This window comes from Frankia sp. BMG5.60, from assembly GCF_059428125.1.
Genome location: NZ_CM182091.1, coordinates 2213385 through 2232547, shown reverse-complemented (window position 1 = coordinate 2232547; position 19163 = coordinate 2213385). Strand labels below are relative to the sequence as shown.

15 protein-coding genes and 1 pseudogene are annotated in these 19163 nt (G+C 70.0%); 5 read left to right on the top strand and 11 right to left on the bottom strand.

Annotation, left to right across the window (positions count from 1 at the left end):
* Positions 1-23 precede the first annotated feature (23 nt).
* Both AC5R91_RS08970 and AC5R91_RS08965 read right to left on the bottom strand, forming a co-directional pair.
* On the bottom strand, positions 24-875 hold the full coding sequence (locus AC5R91_RS08970) for an alpha/beta fold hydrolase (RefSeq protein WP_495396689.1): 852 nt from the start codon (positions 873-875) through the stop codon (positions 24-26).
* 17 nt (positions 876-892) lie between these two features.
* On the bottom strand, positions 893-2047 hold the full coding sequence (locus AC5R91_RS08965) for an acyl-CoA dehydrogenase family protein (protein ID WP_055410093.1): 1155 nt from the start codon (positions 2045-2047) through the stop codon (positions 893-895).
* Between the two features lie 502 nt (positions 2048-2549).
* Here AC5R91_RS08965 and AC5R91_RS08960 point away from each other — a divergent pair.
* Entirely contained in the window at positions 2550-4256 is a 1707-nt protein-coding gene (locus AC5R91_RS08960) for a CocE/NonD family hydrolase (RefSeq protein ID WP_495396688.1), read from the top strand.
* A gap of 100 nt (positions 4257-4356) precedes the next feature.
* On the opposite strand, the gene AC5R91_RS08955 is transcribed toward AC5R91_RS08960, so the two are convergent.
* The 6 genes from AC5R91_RS08955 to AC5R91_RS08930 form a co-directional block, all read right to left on the bottom strand.
* Positions 4357-4875 carry a P-loop NTPase family protein gene (locus AC5R91_RS08955; RefSeq protein WP_495396687.1) on the bottom strand — a complete coding sequence of 173 codons (519 nt, stop codon included), beginning with the start codon at positions 4873-4875 and terminating at the stop codon, positions 4357-4359.
* Between the two features lie 18 nt (positions 4876-4893).
* On the bottom strand, positions 4894-5367 hold the full coding sequence (locus tag AC5R91_RS08950) for a VOC family protein (RefSeq protein WP_495396686.1): 474 nt from the start codon (positions 5365-5367) through the stop codon (positions 4894-4896).
* A gap of 159 nt (positions 5368-5526) precedes the next feature.
* The gene (locus AC5R91_RS08945) at positions 5527-7257 is read right to left on the bottom strand and encodes an MFS transporter (protein WP_495396685.1); all 1731 of its coding nucleotides are present in this window, start codon (positions 7255-7257) and stop codon (positions 5527-5529) included.
* 259 nt (positions 7258-7516) lie between these two features.
* Positions 7517-9106, bottom strand: a complete 1590-nt coding sequence (locus tag AC5R91_RS08940) for an FMN-binding glutamate synthase family protein (protein WP_495396684.1) — start codon at positions 9104-9106, stop codon at positions 7517-7519.
* 369 nt (positions 9107-9475) lie between these two features.
* Complete coding sequence (locus AC5R91_RS08935) at positions 9476-9820, bottom strand: VOC family protein (RefSeq protein ID WP_495396683.1); 345 nt, start codon at positions 9818-9820, stop codon at positions 9476-9478.
* A gap of 718 nt (positions 9821-10538) precedes the next feature.
* On the bottom strand, positions 10539-11156 hold the full coding sequence (locus AC5R91_RS08930; protein ID WP_495396682.1) for a helix-turn-helix domain-containing protein: 618 nt from the start codon (positions 11154-11156) through the stop codon (positions 10539-10541).
* Between the two features lie 94 nt (positions 11157-11250).
* Between AC5R91_RS08930 and AC5R91_RS08925 the strand changes: the two genes are divergently transcribed.
* Entirely contained in the window at positions 11251-11928 is a 678-nt protein-coding gene (locus AC5R91_RS08925; protein WP_495396681.1) for a class I SAM-dependent methyltransferase, read from the top strand.
* A gap of 48 nt (positions 11929-11976) precedes the next feature.
* Here the strand turns inward: AC5R91_RS08925 and AC5R91_RS08920 are convergent, their stop codons facing one another.
* Positions 11977-12540 carry a hypothetical protein gene (locus AC5R91_RS08920; RefSeq protein ID WP_495396680.1) on the bottom strand — a complete coding sequence of 188 codons (564 nt, stop codon included), beginning with the start codon at positions 12538-12540 and terminating at the stop codon, positions 11977-11979.
* Between the two features lie 480 nt (positions 12541-13020).
* Here AC5R91_RS08920 and AC5R91_RS08915 point away from each other — a divergent pair, with 480 nt between their 5' ends.
* Both AC5R91_RS08915 and AC5R91_RS08910 read left to right on the top strand, forming a co-directional pair.
* Positions 13021-14412: a serine/threonine-protein kinase gene (locus AC5R91_RS08915; protein ID WP_495396679.1), complete on the top strand. Its 1392-nt coding sequence runs from the start codon at positions 13021-13023 to the stop codon at positions 14410-14412.
* Between the two features lie 412 nt (positions 14413-14824).
* Entirely contained in the window at positions 14825-15610 is a 786-nt protein-coding gene (locus AC5R91_RS08910) for an FkbM family methyltransferase (RefSeq protein WP_495396678.1), read from the top strand.
* A gap of 1062 nt (positions 15611-16672) precedes the next feature.
* On the opposite strand, the gene AC5R91_RS08905 is transcribed toward AC5R91_RS08910, so the two are convergent.
* Together AC5R91_RS08905 and AC5R91_RS08900 are read right to left on the bottom strand one after the other, a co-directional pair.
* Complete coding sequence (locus tag AC5R91_RS08905) at positions 16673-17296, bottom strand: transposase (protein WP_495394335.1); 624 nt, start codon at positions 17294-17296, stop codon at positions 16673-16675.
* Positions 17260-17685 (bottom strand): winged helix-turn-helix domain-containing protein, encoded by a 426-nt coding sequence (locus AC5R91_RS08900; RefSeq protein ID WP_495394334.1) that lies wholly within the window; start codon positions 17683-17685, stop codon positions 17260-17262. Before AC5R91_RS08900 ends, AC5R91_RS08905 begins: the two co-directional genes overlap by 37 nt.
* A 243-nt stretch (positions 17686-17928) precedes the next feature.
* Between AC5R91_RS08900 and AC5R91_RS08895 the strand changes: the two are divergent.
* Positions 17929-19089, top strand: a pseudogene (locus AC5R91_RS08895) (IS701 family transposase); the annotation flags it as partial.
* Positions 19090-19163: the final 74 nt, after the last annotated feature.

Genomic DNA, 19163 nt, shown 5'->3' with positions numbered 1-19163 from the left:
GACGTGGCCCGGGTGCGGTCGGGTCAGTCGGCCGCGGTGTGGGCGAGGATGTCCCGACCGACGCTGACGGCGTCCTGTAGCGGGCCGAAGTGGCCGAGATGGCCGTAGGAGACGTGCCGGGCGGCCGGGAGCGCCGCGGCCAGCCCGGGGGCCGCGGGGATCAGCTCCGAATCGGACAGTGCACCGGTGGCGACGACGGTGGGCAGTGCCGCCTTCGCCACCGTCGTCCAGGTGATGCGGCCGCTGGCCTCGAACAAGCGGGCCTCCTGCTCGGCCCGGCAGCGCAGGCGCACGGTGCCGTCGGGCAGGTCGGCGAAGCCGTGCTCGACATAGGCTGCGAGCGCGCCGGCGGTGAGCTCGCGCAGCGGCGGCCTGGTCGCGTAGCGGGCCAGCGCCGCCTCCCGGGAGGGGAACACCTCCCGCCGCTGGCGGGCGGCGGCGGCCATCAGCGGGGATCGGGCCGGGGGCGGGTCGGGCGGGGCGATCACCGGTTCGTAGACGTAGGCCGAGGAGAACGTCCCGGGATGGTCCGCCTCGGTCTGCAGGCCGATCGCACCACCCATGGAATGACCCACCAGGTGGACGGCGCCGGGGGAGCCGGCCGCGCCCGGGACGGCCGCGGCCACCGCGAGCGCCGCGGCGAGCACATCGTCGACCATGCTCGCCCAGCTGACGTCGCCGTCGTCGGGGGCGGGGGATTCGCCGTGCCCGCGCAGGTCGATCGCCCAGACCCGCCGCGCGGTGGCGAGCACGCGGGCCAGCGGCTCGTAGGCGCGCCCGCAGAATCCGGTGGCGTGGCAGAGCAGGATGGCCGGGCCGGCGCCGCCGAGATCGTGCACGGCGATGGTCCGGCCCTGCCCGGTCGTCAGTCGCATGTGAGGCGCCGGTCTTCTCAGGCGGGCCCCTCCAGCGCGAGCGAGCGGCCGATGACCTCCTTCATGATCTCGCTGCTGCCGCCGAGGATCCGGCTGATCCGCACGTCGCGGTACATCCGGGCGATCGGGTACTCCTCCATCCAGCCGTAGCCGCCGTGGAGCTGGACCCCGGCGTCCACCGCGTCGAACTCCAGCTCGGTGGCGAGCAGCTTCGCGGCGGCGGCCTCCTCGATGGTCAGGTCGCCGTCGACCTTGCCGCGCAGGCAGGTGTCCACGAAGCTCTGCACGGCCTGGGTGCGGGCGTGCAGCGCGGCGAGGACGAACCGGGTGTTCTGGAAGCTGCCGATCGTGGTGCCGAACGCCTTGCGGCTGCGCACGTACTCGGCGGTGAGCTGCTGGGCCCGCCGGGCGCTCGCGACGCTGCTGATCGCGATGGACAGCCGCTCGGAGGCGAGGTTGCGCATGAGGTAGTTCATCCCCCGGAACTCCTCGCCGATCAGGTTCGCGGCCGGCACGCGGGCGTCGGCGAAGAACAGCTCGGAGGTGTCCTGCGAGTGGGCGCCGACCTTGTCGAGCTTGCGGCCACGCTCGAAGCCCGGCGTGCCGCGCTCGACCGCGATGAGGCTGAGCTTGGTCGGCTGCTCCTGCGGCTGCGTCTTGACCGCGACGACGACCAGATCCGAGATCAGGCCGTTGCTGATGAAGGTCTTGGCGCCGTTGAGGACGAAGTGGTCGCCGTCGCGGATCGCCGTCGTGCGCATGCCGCGCAGGTCGCTGCCCGCGCCGGGCTCGCTCATCGCGACCGCGGTGATGATCTCACCGGAGGCGTAGCCCGGCAGCCAGCGGGCCTTCTGCTCGTCGTTGGTCAGGTCGAGCATGTACGGGGCGAGCAGCTCGTTGTGGAGCTGCAACGCGAGGCCACTGACGCCGGCGAGCGCGAGCTCCTCGGTGATCACTGCGTCGTAGCGCGGGTCGGTCATCCCGGCGCCGCCGAACTCCTCGGGCACCCGCAGGCCCAGCAGGCCCATCTCGCCCGCCTTGGTCCACGCCGCACGGTCGACGATGCCGTTGCGCTCCCACTCGTCGATGTGCGGCAGGCACTCCTTCGTGATGAAGGTCTGGACCAGCTCGCGGAACTCCTCGTGCTCGGGCTCGAAGATGGTGCGCTTCACAGGTCGGCTCCCGTTCTGGTCCGTACGGCTCGACTCGCATCATGGCAAATAGCGGTCCGTGACGCCCGTTTCGTAAGATCACGGCCCGGTCGGCCCGGTCGGCCGGTCGGTTCGGCCGGTCGGCCGGTCGGGCCGGGACGCGGGCAGTCGGGGTTGCACGGTGCGGTGCGCCTCGCGATCGGTCCGCGGTGCCCGGAGTGCCCGGTGGTCCTGTCGTCGCCACTGCGATCCGCGGGGTGCGGCGCGCGGGTCTGACCGCGGCCGCGCGGATTGATTTCCGGGCGGAAACCCCACGTCGCGCGATCGCACTGGCCTGAAGGCGCCATACATCCCCAGGGCATCACTTGCACATATCGGACGTAAACGGATAGACCAGGGCCCGTCAGGGGTGGGGATGACCGATGGGAGACCTGAGAAAATGCCTTTGTGGCACGGGCGCGCCGACCACCGACCGCCGCCCCGGCAATTCCGCCCGTCCGTCGGGCTGTTGTCGACGGCGCTGGTGTTGGGCCTCCTTCTCTGCGCCGTGGCCGTGGACCTCGGTCGCGGGCATGATTCGTCTCCCGCCGGCCTGGTTCCCGCCGCGGCGCCGATGGCCGGCGTCCCGGCGGCACCGTCCTCCACGCTCGACCCGTCGACGGCCGCCGCCCAGAACGCCCGGCCGCCGGGCGGATCGCTGGTCCCCACCGCGGCGCCCGCGGCGCCGACGAGTACCGCGCCGACGAACCAGGTCACGATCCGGACCGCGGACGGCACGACCCTGACCGCGATCACGGGTGTGCCGTCCGGCGGCGGCGCGCATCCCCTCGTCGTGCTCCCCGCGGCCTGGGGATTCCAGGACACCAGCATGCAGACCCAGGTCGATCTGCTGGTGCAGCGCGGCTACGCCGCCGTCGCCTACACGACCCGCGGCTTCTACGGCTCCGGTGGCACGGTGGACGTCGCCGGTCCGCTGGACGTCTCGGACGTCTCCGACGTCATCACGTGGGCGAGCAACCACCTCGCCGTCGTCGCGGACCGGATCGGCGTCGCCGGCCTGTCCTACGGCGGCGGCATCGCCCTGCTGGCCGCGGCCGCCGACACCCGCATCCGGGCGGTCGCCTCGCTGAGCGGCTGGGTGGACTTCGGGACGTCCCTCTACGACGCGAACACCCGGCACAAGGCGGCACTCGACCTGATGACGTCGCTGCAGGAGAAATCCGGTCGCAGCAGCGCGGAGTTCCGCGGGATCGTCGACGACTACCGGGCCTTTCGCAACATACCCCGGGTGTTGTCCTGGGCGAGGACGCGCGGCGCCACGGCGTACCTCGACCGGTTCAACGCCCGCCGCCCGGCGGTTTTCATGTCGACCTCCTACAGCGACGGTTATTTCCCGCCGGCCTCCCAGTTGGCCTTCTTCGACCGGCTGACCGGGCCCAAGACGATTCGTCTCAGCCCCGGTGATCACGCCACGAACGAGATCGGCGGCCTGTTCGGTATTCCCAACGAGACCTGGACGGCTGCCTGGGACTGGTTCGACCGTTTCCTGATCCCCACGTCGGCCGCCGCGAAGGGAACGGCTCCCGCGCCGGTCCGGCTGCTCACGGACGGCGGCGCCGTCGAGACCTACCAGAGCGTGGCCGGCATCACCGGCAAGCACACGACCCTGCAGCTCGGCCCCGCGGTGCTCGGCACGGGACAGCTCTCGGCCTCCGCCCCGACCGGGGACTGGTCGACGACGCTCAGCGCGGACGCGGACACCACGGCGAACGCCGGCACGATCCTGGTGACGAAGTTCCTGGAGGGGATCACCCATCGGCCTGACGAGCTGAATCTCGCCACGGTCGACCGCAAGCACGGCGCGGTGTGGCAGGCGGCGCCGACCTTCGCCGCGCAGCAGGTCCGCGGCGCGCCGGAACTGAGCCTGACCGTCACCCCCAATTCGGACGCCGGAACCCTGGTCGGCTACCTGTACGACACCGACGTCCAGGGCAGCTCGACGCTGATTGCCAAGGCGGTCGACAGCTATCAGGAGGCCACCCCGAACGTCGCGTTGCAACTCCGGCTCACGTTCGACCCGGTCGCGCACGACCTGGCGTTCGGCCACCGGCTCTCCCTGGTCATCGACACCCGGGACGCGCTGTTCTACGACATGAACCGCGCTGACGGGACCGCCACGATCGGTTCGCTCGCCGCCAGCCCGTCCGAACTGGTGGTGCCGCTCGCCTGATGGGAGCTACCGGGTCGCCGTAGGGCAGGCTCGGGGCCGGGGGAGACGCGGGGCCGGGGGACGGCAGCGGGGCCGGCGGCCTGGCCCCGCTGCCGGCGCCTCACGCCGATCGGACGGGCGACCACGCCCTCACCTCGCGGCGGCTGCGCAGCCGGACGAGTCGCCGGCCGTCCGCATCGCCGGCCGCGAAGCGGCTGCCGTAGCTGGTGCGGTACTCGCCGTGCTTGCGCCAGGACCAGCGGATGGGATGGCTGGCCCGGTGCAGCGTGCGCCAGCGCTCCCGGTTGCCGTTCCACAGCGGCCTGCGCAGCACCAGCCGGCCGGCCGTGCGCCGGATGACCTGCCACTGCACGAGCCATCGCGGCAGATCCAGCCAGACGATCGTGTCCGCTCGCGCCCACACGAGCTCCCGGACCGCCGAGTAGTTCCCGTCGACGACCCAGGCGGGCGCCGCCGTCGCCGCTTCCACGTCGGCGACGAAGGTCGGCATCACGGTCCAGCCGGGACCGTGATGCAGGGCGTCGAGCTCGACATGCGGGACGCCGAGAGTGGCGGCCACCCGCCGGGCGAACGTGCTCTTACCGGAGCCGGACGCGCCGAGGACGAGAATTCTGGCCACCTGGCCGATCTTAGGAGATCAGGTGCCATCCGCGGCGCGGCGGAGCTCCGCGACATCGATCTTCTTCATCCGCAGCATCGCCTCGGTCGCCCGCCGCGCCCGGCCGGGGTCGGGATCACCGAGCAGTTCACCCAGGGCGGTCGGCACGATCTGCCAGGACAGCCCATAGCGGTCCTTGAGCCATCCGCATTGGCTCTCCTCGCCGCCGTCGGTGAGCCGCTCCCAGTACTCGTCGACCTCGGCCTGGGAACCGCAGAACACCTGCAGGGAGATGGCCTCCGTGAAGCTGAACGCGGGCCCGCCGTTGAGCGCGACGTACTCCCGCCCGTCGAGCTCGAACTGAACCGTCATCACCATGCCCTCCGGACGCATGCCGCCCGGACCGAAGCGGGCGATGTTGGTGATCTTCGAGTTCGGGAAGATCGACGTGTAGAACTCCGCGGCCTGCTCGCCCTGATCGTCGAACCACAGGCAGGGGGTGATGGAGGACATGGGCTGAGCCTTTCTGAGTGACCGGGTTGACCGGATGACCGGGTCGATGGTGGCGGCGCGCAGGCCGTCAGCCGGCGATGCGTCCCACAGCCCAGGACCGTAGCCAGCCCCACCGACAGTTTTCGTCAGGCGGCGCGTGGGAGGTCGGGCCCGGTCGGGTCAACGCGGCCCCCGCGCGCCCCCCGACCCCCGCGCGCCCCCCGACCCGTGCCCGCCCCCCGACCCGCGGCGGTGGTCGTCGCCGGGTTCTGGGCCCGTCGCCGGCACTACCGCCTGCGTGCCGGCGAAGCGCCGCGAGTCCGGATGCGGCGGCGGTGGCGCGTCCAGGCAGCAGTGGCTCCACTGCGGCCCCGGGGCGACCGAGGCCGCTGGGGTGATCGGGGCCGCCGGGGTGACCGGGGCGGTCGGGGTGAGCGGGGCGGTCGGGGTGAGCGGGGCGGTCGGGGTGAGCGGTTCCCGCGACGCGGCGGCGCGGGTCGCCGCCGCCTCCGCCGCAACCGGTCGGGGCGGGTTGCGGATGGTCAGCGCGGCGATCAGGCCGCCGAGCGCGCACAGCCCCGCGGCGAGGAGCACCGCGGTGTGGAAGCCGCGGGAGAACTCCGCCGGGCGCAGGTAGGACGCGCCGGTGATGCCGCCGGCGGCTGGCAGGACCGCGACGGCGATCAGGCCGGCCGCGCGGGCCACGTCGTTGTTCACCGCCGAGGCGATGCCGGCGTGCCGCGCGGGCACGGCCGCCAGTGCGGTCGCCGTCAGCGGCGCCACCGTCACGGCCAGGCCCAGGCCGAACACGGCCACGGCGGGCAGGACCTCGGTCAGGTAGCTGCCGGCCGCCTCGACCCGGCTCAGCAGCGCCAGCCCCACGCCGACGAGAACCGGCCCGGCGCTCATCTGCAGCCGCGGACCGATCCGGGTGGCGAGCGCCCCGGACCGCGCGGACAGCAGCAGCATGATGATCGTCACCGGCAGCAGTGCGACCCCGGACTGCAGTGCGCTGTAGCCGCAGACCTGCTGGAGCTGGATCGGCAGCAGGAACAGGGCGCCGCCGAGCGCCGCGTACACGGCGAAGGTCACCAGGTTCGTGGCGGCGAACTGGCGGACGGCGAACAGCTCCAGCGGCAGCATCGGCGCCGGTGTCCGGCGTTCCCAGCCGACGAAGGCGGCGAGCAGGAGCAGGCCGGCGACCAGGGCGCCGAGCACGGCCGGCTCGGTCCAGCCGGTGCCCGGTCCCTCGATGAGACCGTAGGTCAGCCCGACCAGGCCGAGGGTGACCAGCGCCCCGCCGACCACGTCGATCCGCCCGCCGACCTGTGGGTCGCGGGATTCGGGCACGTGCCGCCAGGCCAGCACGATGACCACGGCGGCCACCGGCAGGTTGATCAGGAAGATCAGCCGCCACGACCAGACCTCGACCAGCCACCCGCCCAGGAACGGACCGACCGCCGTGGCCACCCCGCTGAGCCCCGACCAGGTGCCGATCGCCCGGTTGCGGTCCTGCGGCGCGAAGCTCGCCTCCAGGATCGCCAGGCTGCCCGGCGTCAGCAGGGCCGCCCCCACCCCCTGCAGGGCACGGAAGCCGGTGAGTACCGGCCCGCTCGGCGCCATGGCGCAGCCCATCGAGGCGACGACGAACCACACCACGCCGACGAGGAACGTCCGGCGCCGCCCGTAACGGTCCCCGAGGTCCCCGGCGACCAGCAGCAACCCGGCGAGGGTCAGGGTGTACCCGGTCACGACCCACTGCAGCGACGACAGGCCGGCGTGCAGGTCACGGCCGATCGCCGGCAGCGCGATACCCACCACGGTCGCGTCGATCGAGGCGATCGCCGAGCCGAGCACCGTGGCCGCCAGTACCCACCGGCCGGCCGGGCTGTCGACCCGCAAGCCGTCCATCCGACCTCCTCCCGGCCCCGGCATCCCATGCCCGGCCGAGGCCGTGAGCCGTGAGCCGTGAGTCTGCCGGCCACGTCCGGATCCCGTCCACCCAACCCCGGCCCGTCCGCACAACGCCCACCGACTCGCTCGCGGCTGGCGGTACCTTGCCCTTCCAGAGGGACGAATCGGACGGGCAGGCCTCCGGAAAGACAAGGAAGCGGCCCGTCGCCGGCGGGGTCGACCCAGGCGGCGGCGCGGCGTGGCGCGGACGACCGCGCTATACCCGGAAGTGGTCGGGGTCGGCCGCGGCCCAGTCGACGGCCCAGCCCGCGGGCGGCTCGGCGAGCAGCTCGCCGGGCTCCAGCCAGGAGTAGAGCTCGGCGTAGCTGCGGGTATCGGTGTGGGTGAGCCGGCGCATCAGCATCCCGGGGTGCAGCTCGTCCGGGTGCGCGCAGCCCAGCGAGGCCATGAGCTGCACGGCGGTGGCGACCGTGGCCTGCTGGTAGCGGCGAACCCGCTCGCCCTTGTCCGCCACGTCGAGGGCGCGGGCACGGCGCGGATCCTGGGTGGCCACCCCGGTCGGGCAGGTGTTGGTGTGGCAGCGCAGCGCCTGGATGCAGCCGACCGCCATCATCATCGCGCGGGCCGAGTTGGTGTAGTCCGCGCCCTGCGCGAGCCGCTTGACGATGTCCACGCCGGTGGCGACCTTGCCGCTCACCCCGATCCGGATCCGGTCCCGCAGCCCGACGCCGACCAGCGCGTTGTGCACCATGATCAGCCCCTCGGTGAGCGGGGTGCCGACGTTGTCCTCGTATTCCAGCGGCGCGGCACCGGTGCCGCCCTCGGAACCGTCGACGACGATGAAGTCCGGGGTGACGTCTTCGGCCAGCATGGCCTGGCAGATCGCGAGCAGCTCCCGGCGCGACCCCACGCACAGCTTGAACCCGGTCGGCTTGCCGCCGGCGAGCTCCCGCATCCGTGCCACGAACAGCACCAGCTCCCGTGGGGTGGCGAACACCCGGTGCGCGGGCGGGCTCTCGCAGGTGACCCCGGCGGGCACGCCGCGGGCCGCGGCGATCTCGGCGCTGACCTTCGCCGCCGGCAGGATGCCGCCGAGCCCCGGCTTCGCGCCCTGGCTCAGCTTGAGCTCCACCATCTTCACGGCCGGCAGCGCCGCCTTGTCCTTGAACATCGCCGGGTCGAAGTTACCGTCCCGCGTGCGCGCGCCGAAGTAGCCGCTGCCGATCTCCCAGACGAGATCGGCGCCGTGGCTCAGGTGATGGTCGGTCAGCCCGCCCTCGCCGGTGTCGTGGGCAAACCCGCCGGCGGCGGCGCCGCGGTTCATCGCCAGCACCGCGTTGCCGGACAGCGAGCCGAAGCTCATCGCGGAGACGTTGAGCAGCGCGATGTCGTACGGCTGGGTGCAGTCCGGCCCGCCGACGCGGACCCGCGGGGGCGGTGCGTCCGGCGCGACGGGGAGCGGGACCGTCGAGTGTGGCAGGAACTCGTAGCCGACGGCGTTGACGTCCCGCTCGGTGCCGAACGCCTGATCGCTGTGGATGCCCTTGGCCCGCTCGTAGATGGTCGTGCGGATTTCCCGGTCGAACGGACGGCCGTCGACGTTGCGCTCGACGAAATACTGCTGGATCTCGGGACGGATGCTCTCTAGCAGGAAGCGGAAGTGCCCGGCCACCGGGTAGGTGCGCAGGATCGCGTGCCGGCGCTGGACGACGTCGTGGACCGCGAGCGCCAGCAACGCGGCGAACACCGCGACCGCCACCCACCAGCCCGCCGACCAGAGCACCGCGGCGACCACCGCCGCCGCGGCAAGTACGGCCAAGCTCGACAACATCCCCAGCGGGAACATCGCGCGTCCTCTCCTACGCCGCCGGCGATCGACGCCGCGGGCAAGGCGGAGAGCCACCCCGAGGTTTCGCGCCGTCGCGACGGGTTCGACGCTATACGCCGCGACGGTCAGGACTGCTCGGATTCGCTCCGCGCACCGAGTGGGCTCCGCAGCGGCCGGGTCGGACGCCCCGCCCGACCCGGCCGGCTCCGATCCGTGCCCGTGGGGGCATAGGGGTGACGTCGATGGTCACCTTCCGTAGTACCGTCACCGTCCGCGGAACTGTCACCGTCCGCAACACCGTCACCGGTCGGCGCGCGCGGGAGCGCAGGGACCGCGCCCGCCGCCGCGAGGCCGCAGGCGAGAGGTCGGGTGGCCGTTGCCGACGGCTCAGTCGGAAACCAGGCAGAACTCGTTACCCTCCGGGTCGGCCAGGACGAGGAAGCTGCCGGTGTCGTCCTTGACCACGTCGCCGAGGCGGGTGGCGCCGAGGGCCACGGCCGCCGCGGCGGCGCCGAGCAGGTCGGCGTCCTCGACGTCGAGGTGCAGCCGGTTCTTCGGGGACTGCTTGCCCTCCGGTACCCGTTGGAACGCGATCAGTATCGGGTCGGCGGCCACCGTCGCCCAGTCCGGGTCGCGGATGTTCGCCGGTGCGCCCAGCAGCGCGGACCAGAACCCTGCCAGGGCGGCCGGGTCGGCGCAGTCGAACACGATCTCATTGATCCGTCGGCTCACACCCCGCATTGTCCCGCCGGACTCGGCGCCCGGACGCCAGGGTCTCTGCACCGCCTTCGGCTGGCGATTCGGCTGCCCTCAAGACCCGGCGGCGCTCGGCCGCCAAAGAATCTTCTTCCGCATAGGAAAGGACGTGGTCGGCAAGGTTCTCGTCCCAAACGGCGGCAGCGAGACGGACGGTGGGAGGTAGAAGCCGTGGCTGAGGGTGCCGTAGGCGGTGCACCACGATGTCTTGAAGTCGGGCGCGGTATGCGCCGGCGCCGGCGCTACGTGCGATGCGGTGCATCAATACGGCCTTCATGTATCCGGATCGAAAACACCATGGATCGGCTTCGAGGAACTGGACTGCCGTTTCCAACCCTATTGGATCTCCCGCCCGGAGGGCGGTTGCGGCAGCATCAAAAGGTGCATAGAACTCGGCTACCCTTGTTTTGAACAGGGTGGCTTTCTGTTCCCATCTCGCCCATAATTCTAGGTCGAGGTCACGTTTAGCGTACAGTGACGCGACTTCAGCTCGGAGCTGTGCCAGTATCAGGGCGCCAGCGGCGATACGATCTGTCGAGACGAGTGTCAAGTCTCATCCTCCTGTGTAAAGCTGATATCGCGCGAAGATCTTCCGGGACGGTGGCCTGTCGAGGCGGCCTGCGCCTGAAGGACGGGGACGGGATCCAACGGCGCGCAGGACCGGGATCAGCAGGTGCACTATCGGCGGCATGCACTACCGCGGCACACCGGCTGCATGGGCTCGGACGTGCAGCCGCTCGCCCTGAGGCCCGAACAGGCTGAGCAGCTCGACGGGCTTCTCCCCGGTGTTGGCGAACGCGTGCGGGACATGGGTGTCGAACTCGGCGACCTCGCCGGCGACGAGGTCGACGTCGTGCTCGCCGAGCAGCAGGCGCAGCCGGCCGGACAGCACGTAGAGCCACTCGTAGCCCTCGTGCACCTGCAGCTCCGGTTCGTGCCCAGGCCAGCGCGCCGGGATGATCTGCTTGTACGCCTGCAGTCCGCCGGGCCGGCGCGACAACGGGTAGAACGTCATGCCGGATCGGGTGATCGGATGGGAGTGGACCCGCGGGTCGTCCGCGACGGGCGCGTTGACGAGTTCGTCCAGTGGGACCTGGTAAACGCGCGACAGCGGGAGCAGGTGTTCGAGGGAGGGCCGCCGCTGGCCGGACTCCAGCCGCGACAGAGTGCTGACCGAGATCCGGGTCATGGCGGACAGCTGCGGCAACGTCGCCCCAACCTGCTGGCGGAGCGCCCGAAGCCGAGGGCCGATCGCACGAAGGACGCCGTCAAGATCAGGCGCGTCGGCAGAGGTGGAAACGTCGTCGGGCATCCATCCATTTGCCACCGTGGCAAAGATTCTTGTCAAATCCGGGTTCTCGGCGGACTGTCGCGCACAGGTGAGCGACGGACGGGAGAGAGCCGGCATGCACAACGAGACGGACGACGCGGTGGCACCCGGCCACCGGCACGAGTACGACGCCGAGCAGTACTGGGAGACCCGCTACCGCGAGGCCGAGCAGCTCTGGAGCGGCAATCCCAATCCGGTCCTGGTCGACGTCGCCGCGCGGCTCGCCCCGGGGAGCGCACTCGACCTCGGCTGCGGTGACGGCAGCGACGCCATCTGGCTCGCGGGCCGGGGCTGGCAGGTGACCTCGGCCGACATCTCGGCGACCGCGCTGGCCCGAGCGGCCGACCGGGCCGCGACCGCCGGGGTCGGCGGCGCCATCGACTGGCAGCGCCACGACCTCACCCGCACCCTGCCCGACGGGCGCTTCGACCTGGTCTCGGCGCAGTTCCTGCACTCTCCCGTCGCGTTCCCACGCGAGACCGTGCTGAGGTCCGCGGCCGAGCGCGTCGGCCCCGGCGGGATGCTGCTCGTCGTCGGTCACCTCGAGCTGCCGCCGTGGGCCGACCATCATGGTCCAGAACACGGCCCCGAGCTGTACCTTCCCACGCCCGAGGAGGTGCTCGCCGACCTCGACCTTCCCGCCGCGCAGTGGCGGACCGAATGGGCTGACGTCGTGGCACGTCAGATCAGGGGTCCGCAGGGCCAGCCCGCCACGACAACCGACTCCATCGTCGCGTTGGTGCGCGTCGGATAGCCGGCCGCGCCCTCCCGGGCTGGCGCGGTTCCGCGGAACACCGTGAGGCTAGGAACCTGGAACGGCGGTGGCGGTGTTGGAGTAGTCGGCTTCGCCGTTGCCGTTGCTGGCTCGGATGCGGAATTCTTCGGTGTGGCCGTTGACCAGGAGTTTGACGGTGGTGCAGGTGCCTTCGGCGGGGTAGGGCAGGCGGACCCACTGCGTTGCGGCGGTGACATCGCGGTAGTAGATGACGTAGCCGGTGGCGGCGGGAGTGGCATTCCAACAGAGGTGGACCTGGCCGTCACCTGGAGTGGCGGTGAGCCCGGTGGCGGGTGCTGGGACGATGGTCGGCAGGGTGGTGGTGGCGGTGTTGGAGTAGTCGGCTTCGCCGTTGCCGTTGCTGGCTCGGATGCGGAATTCTTCGGTGTGGCCGTTGACCAGGAGTTTGACGGTAGTGCAGGTGCCTTCGGCGGGGTAGGGCAGGCGGACCCAATGGGTGCCGGCGGTGGTGTCGCGGTAGTAGACGACGTAACCCGTGGCGCCGGGAGCGGCATTCCAGCACAGGCGCGCCTGGGAATCACCCGCTGTGGCGGTCAGGCCGGTCGCCGGCGGCGGGATGAACCCCCGCACGGTGGGCGCCGGCGAGGCCTCGTCGGTCCTCGGAGGGCCCGGCGGGTTCGTCGGCGGCGTAGACGCCGGAGCTGATGTGCCGGGAGGTTCCACGCTCGGCGTGGGCGTGAATTCAGCGGTGCCTCCGGTAGCGGCCACCACCGCTACGCCGGCGGCCGGCCGAGACTCGCTGTCGCTCGTGTTCCACCAGCTCACCGCCGGCACGGCGACAGCCGCCGCCAGCAAAACCGGCCAGGGGCGAAAGGCCCGTCCCGTGCCGCCAAACAAGATCCGCGCAGCCCGCCTCGTCCGCACCGTCGCCAGCCCCACCGAACGGCGGCATAGGCTCTGGATTGATGACGAACGTGCGCGTTTCACTCCATGATGTTACCGGTGCGTCTTCGTGAGGTGCACGGCTTCACCGTGCTGGTCCGTGCTGGTCTGTGGTACGACGGCGATCGTGCCTGACGGGGGGATGGCCGTGTCTTCCGAGGTGAGGACGTGAGCGGGGAGGAGAAGTCGGGGGATCGCGTCGTCGCCGGCCGCTATCGGCTTCTGGACAGAATTGGCGCCGGCGCCTATGGGACCGTCTGGCGCGCGATCGACGATCTTCTCGACGTGAGCGTCGCGGTCAAGGAGGTGCGAATCCGGGCGGGGAAGAGCGAGAAAGCGTCCGCCGAACTGGCTACGCGGGTGGAACGCGAGGCCAGGGCCATCGCGAAGTTGCGCGATCATCCGAACGTGGTCACCATCCTCGATGTGGTCCGCGATGGTGACCTGCCGTGGATCGTCATGGAGTGGGTTCCCTCCCAATCGCTGGCCGCCGTCCTCCATGAACGCGGCGCGCTCGGCCGGGAGGAGACCGCCCGGATCGGGCTGGCCGTCCTCGACGCCCTTGTCACCGCACACTCCGCGGGTATCGTCCACCGCGATGTGAAGCCCGCGAACATCCTGATCGGCGACGACGACCGGATCGTGCTGGTGGACTTCGGCGCCGCTGTCCTCGAATCCGATTCGACGATCACCAACGGTCTCATCGGCACGCTTGCCTACATGGCACCGGAGCGGTTCCAGGGGAAGCAGGCCGTGCCCGCGAGCGATGTCTTCGCTCTGGGCGCGACGCTGTACTTCGCCGCCGAAGGGACGTCGCCCTTCGCGCGGGCGACCGACGCCGCGACGATCGCCGCCGTACTCCAGGAGGATCCGCCGTCCCTGGCCCGGACCGACCAGCTCACCAGCACGATCCTGGCGATGCTCGACAAGGATCCGCGCAGCCGCATCTCCGCGTCCGCGGCGCGCGGCAGCCTGGCGCAGGCGGCGGGCCGCTCGCCCGTCGACATCGGCGGCCCCGCCGCGGTCGACCACGGCGACGAATCCACCAACGTGATCCGGACGGCGGAACCGGTGCGGGCGCCATCGGTGCGTCATGGCGAGTCGCGGTCGGGGCGAGCGGTCGGTCTCCTGCTCATCCTGTTTTCACTCGGCGCCGCCGCGGCCCCCTGGACGGCGGAGGTCTTCACCGACCTTCCCGACTGGCTGCGGGTCGCGGCGCTGTTCTGGTCGGCCCTCCTCGGCTGCTGGGCGGTCGCCTTCGCGTACCTGTTCAGCCAGCCCGACTTTCTCTTGATCGGGCCGGACGGAATCAACTACCGATGCGCCGGCGAGGACTTCACCCTGGCCTGGGAACAGATTCGTTCGGCCCGCGTCATCGAGGACCGGCTGGAGATCGAGCTGGCTGACGGAGCGCCGGCGACGCGGTACCAGGCCCGAAGCGCACCACCGATGCCCGCCGCCGGGTCTGGCCTGGTGTTCTGTCGTCTGACAGATCTGCGCGGGGCGTCCGCCGCAGGTATTCGAAGCGCGATCCGATCCGCGTTCGGCACAGCGGGCTGAGACATCGTGCCTGGAGAGGGCCGCTCATGCCGGCTCGGGAGGTCACCTGAGACGCCTGCAACCCGCTAGCACATAACGGATTGTCATGGCGGGCGGGGCCCGGCGAACTCCTCTTCATCCCGCCGGCGCGCATCGTGGCCGGGGGCCCTGACGGCACCAGCGGATACATAACCCCAGCTCGGAGCATGTGTAGTCCACGATGCGCCGGGCTTTTGGTCGACGGCGCTATGCTCGGTGAGATCCGTGCATCCCGGATCCCGCCAGGGGAAGCGGTCGGCGGGATGAGCGGGAACGAGGTCCGGATGACGGTATCTATACGGCCGCGTATATGATCCCGCCAAGCTGTCGCAGCGGCCGACAGTCGCTTGGCACTTGGCCGTTGTACGGGTAGCCGGCCGGGTTTCCCTGGGCGATGTCACAGAGAGGTACGACTCAGATGAAAGTCTCGAGCGTCGTCGCCGGGTTGATTCCCGATCGTGCCTTCGGGGACGCCATCGCATTGGCGCACCGGAGGTTCGAGCCGGTACTCGGTCAGATCCGATCCCTGGTGGCGCCGGGTCAGACGGCCGTGGATGTGGGGGGGTGGTACGGACCGTGGACCTTCTGGCTCTCGCGCATCGCGCAGACCGTGGTGACTGTCGAGCCCAACCCGGAACTCGCGGCGTTCATCGCCCGCATGGCATCCCCCAACGTCACCGTGATCGCCAAGGCGGCCTCTGACGAGACCGGGACGGCCACGCTGTCCCTGCCCGCGGGAGGGCGCGGTACTGAAGGTCGGGCCACTCTCGGCTCGCTTCCAGGCGGACGGTCCATCGAGGTCGACACCTTCCGTCTCGACAGCCTCGAACTCGACGACGTCGGACTGATCAAGATCGATGTTGAGGGCCACGAGTTGCCCGCGCTGCGCGGCGCCGAAGGCATCATCCAGAAATGGCGCCCCAACCTGCTGGTCGAGATCGAGGAGGCCCGCTCGCCCGCCGCGCCCACCCTCGAGTACCTCTACGACTTCGGCTACAAGGGTCTGGTGTTGGTGGGCGGCCGCTGGATTCCGCTCGCCGAGTTCGACCTGGTCGGCCACCAGAAGTCGATGACCGGGCACGCCGAGCACGGCTACCTGCGAGCGGTGATCGACGGCTCGGGCGCCAAATTTGTCAACAACATCCTCTTCCGCTACGCCCGCGCCCAGTTCGACGACTGAAATCGGTACCACTGCGCATAGGCAAATCCGCCCGCTGGCTACGAGACGGCCTACCCGATCGACAGGTCCGGGGCCTACAACAGCGCCGACAACGTAAGCTCAGTACACCGGCCCCGAAAATTCTTGCAGGCGATGCGGCAGGGACAGGAGTCCGAGCCGCACCGCCTGACCTAACGGATTTTCCGTCTGGCAGGCTCGCTTATTTCCTTGCGGGTTGGTTTCGGTCAAGAGGCAGAATCAGTGGACCGGCAATACCAGGCACGAACTTCCCTTCGGTGACGGTGACTGTCGCGGTAAAGGCCGACCGAACGTGATGTTTTGATCTTCAAGCAGTTTCCGTGATTCTCCGCGATCGCGGTGAGGGCCGCCCGTCAGCCTCGGCCCTGCCTAGCCGGCTTTATGTAAGCGGTTGGTGCGGCGGCATTTGGGTTCAGTGTTTAGTGCTCCCTGGGGGGCCTCCCATTCTTGCCGAATATCGCCATGCGGAGAATGGCCAGGGCGAAGGCGGCGATGAGTGGCCAGAGCTCGGATAGCCAGCCGGAGAGGAATCTGGTGCCTAGGAGCGAGACGGAGAAGAATAGGATGATGAAAAGGTGGCCTGGCTGCTGGTGCTCATAGAGCGGAGGCGTCTACCGAATCTCATACATACTCAGCCTAGTTGGTGATGAAGGTGGCGGTGGTGGAGTTGTCGGCGGTGGCGACGATGTCGCCGTGGAGGTTGGCGAGTTGGGTGTCGCCGTGGTGGAGGGCTGTGAACCTAAACCGGCTCAGCTATTCGGAGCCCCTTGCATCTCCTACTTTTCTGCCTCTCGGCCACCCATCCTCCTCTTTCTGTAGTTGTTGAAGGTGCTTACCGAGACTCCTGCGACTCCAAGTGATACATAGAGGATGGTGAAGAGGAGACCCTCGAAATGGACTGGTTGCAGAAGCTGGGCGATGAGCCAGGCCAGGCCCAGACAGAGGTAGAGAATGCTGAGAGCTAATCTGCTTTTTTCCTTATCCAATCGAGGGCCTCGGTGTGAAGGGCTTGGCAACTACAGAGCTTGAATGGTCAGGGTCTGACTACGGGGGTTCTGGGTCCAACGTGAGGTCGGTCTGGCCGAGGAAGCCGGCGATCAGGTCGGGCCGGTACTGGACGCGTTTGAGCAGGGTCTTGATCGTGGCGGTGAGCTGGTCGACGGTGACGCGGACGTGGTTACCCAGGTCGCGTTTGACGTGGGCCCACACGCCTTCGACGGGATTGAGGTCGGGGGCGTAGGCGGGCAGAGGGACCACGGTGAGCCAGCTGGCGTGGCGCGTGAGGAACACACGCATCGCGGCGCTGCGGTGGGTGTTGAGGTTGTCCCAGCACAGGATGATCGGGGCGTTCAGCTGGTGGTGCGCGGCGACGAGCAGGGTGGCGTAGTCGTCCTCGGAGAAACTGCGGCGCTCACCTTTGCGGCCGTGGTGGGTCAGCACCCGGTAGAACAGCCGGGGTCGCTGGCCGGGCCGGTAGCAGACCAGGGCGGCCATCGACACCCGCCCCGAGCCCTTCCCCGACACCCGCACCGTCGGGGTGTGTCCCCGCGGGGCCCAGGTCCGGGCCTTCGGGGGACGCAGGCTCTGCCCGGCTTCGTCCTCGAAGACGATCCACGCGCCGGTCGTCGCCGCTAGCCTCGTACCTTCGCCCAGGTCTCCGCGCGCCACGCGGAGATCTTCTGGTCGTCGCGTTCGGCGGCCCGGCGGGCGGGGACCTGCGGGCTGTAGCCCAGGCGGTGCAACAGATACGACATACCGCGCAGGGTGTAACGGACGTGGAACAGCCGGCCGACCAGCAGGGCCGCCCGGGCCAACGTCCAGCGCTGGTCGGGCCAGCCGTGCGCGGCCGGACCCCGGTCCAGTTCCACCCGCAGCCGATCGAGCTGACGCTGCGACAGCCGGCACGACGCCCCGCTCGGCCCCCGTGAGGCCAGCGCGGCCGTGCCACCGGCCTGCCAGCGCCGCTTCCACTGGTAGGCCGACTTCGTACTCACCCGCAGCCGCCCGGCCACCTCGACCGGATCGACCCCGGCGGCGAACAGATCCGCGGCCTGCACTCGGACCGCTTCCCGACGAACACGACCCTGCGCCGTCAGGCCACCACCATCCGCATACCTCATGCCAGACTCAAGGCCCGATCACGGCCAGGTCATACCCAGGCAGATCGGACGTGATCAAACAGACCCCGACCATTCAAGATCTGTAGCACGAGTATCTAGTACTACAGCCACAGTGATCTCTTTGTGGTCTCTGGTGCGGAAGGGGTAGCGCGACACGAATATCCTGTGATCGTCGGGTGTATGCGGGGATCTGGCGAGGATGCGCTGGCGACGGATGATGGCGTCGACGACGTGGATGTGCAGGCATGGGAAGCGAGCCTGGAAAGGCTGTTCTCCCGCGTCTCGGAATGTTTCCGTAGCGACGAGTCGGCTGCCCAGGCCCGCATGTATCTGACGGGTCTGCTGTCGGGTGTCGAAAGGAAGAACGGCTGGACACTCGCCGAGCATGCCGGCGATCCGGCCCCACACAAGATGCAACGACTGTTGAACTCCTACGCCTGGAACGCCGACATGATGCGGAACGTGATCCGTTCCTACGTCCTGGAGAACCTCTCCGAACCGGACGGGGTGTTCGTCGTCGACGAAACCGGATTCGTGAAGAAAGGCACCGAGTCCGCCGGGGTACAGCGGCAGTACTCCGGTACCGCGGGACGCATCGAAAACTGCCAGCTCGGGGTGTTCGCCGCCTACGTGTCCGGGAAAGGCAGAGCGCTGATCGACCGCCGCCTCTACCTGCCCGTGTCCTGGACGAACGACCCGGCCCGCTGCCAGACCGCCGGCATCGGCAAGGACACCACCTTCGCCACGAAGCCCGCCCTCGCCCGGGCCATGGCCGCCGACGCCTGGCAGGCCGGGGCACGGTTCACCTGGTTCGCCGCGGACGAGGCCTACGGCAACAGCCCCACCCTGCGCGACTGGCTCGAAGCCCACGACGTCGGCTACGTCCTCGCCGTCGCCCGCAGCCACCAGGTCTCCACCGCCACCGGCCGCCACCGCGTCGACACCCTCGCGGCCAAGGTCCCCACCCGCGCCTGGGAAACATACTCCGCCGCCGACGGATCGAAAGGCCCCCGCCTCTACGACTGGGCCGTCATGGACACCACCGACACCGCCCCCAACACCGGCCGCCGCCGCCAGGTCCTCCTCCGCAGATCCCGCACCGGCAAGCACGAACTCGCTTTCTTCCTCACCTACAGCCCTCGCCCGGCCCCGCTCTCCCTACTCGTCACCGTCGCGGGACGCCGATGGGGAGTCGAAGAAGCCTTCCAATGCGGAAAGAACGAAGTCGGCCTCGACCACTACCAGGTTCGGCTTCACGACGCCTGGTACCGGCATATCACCCTCGCAATGCTCGCACAGGCCTGGCTCGCCGTCACCGCCGCAAACAGCGGCGAAACCCAGCACAAACACTTAAAAAAAAGAATTCCGTCTCCTCTGGCTACCGCCGCCACCGCGGCGGCATCGCGATCGACGCA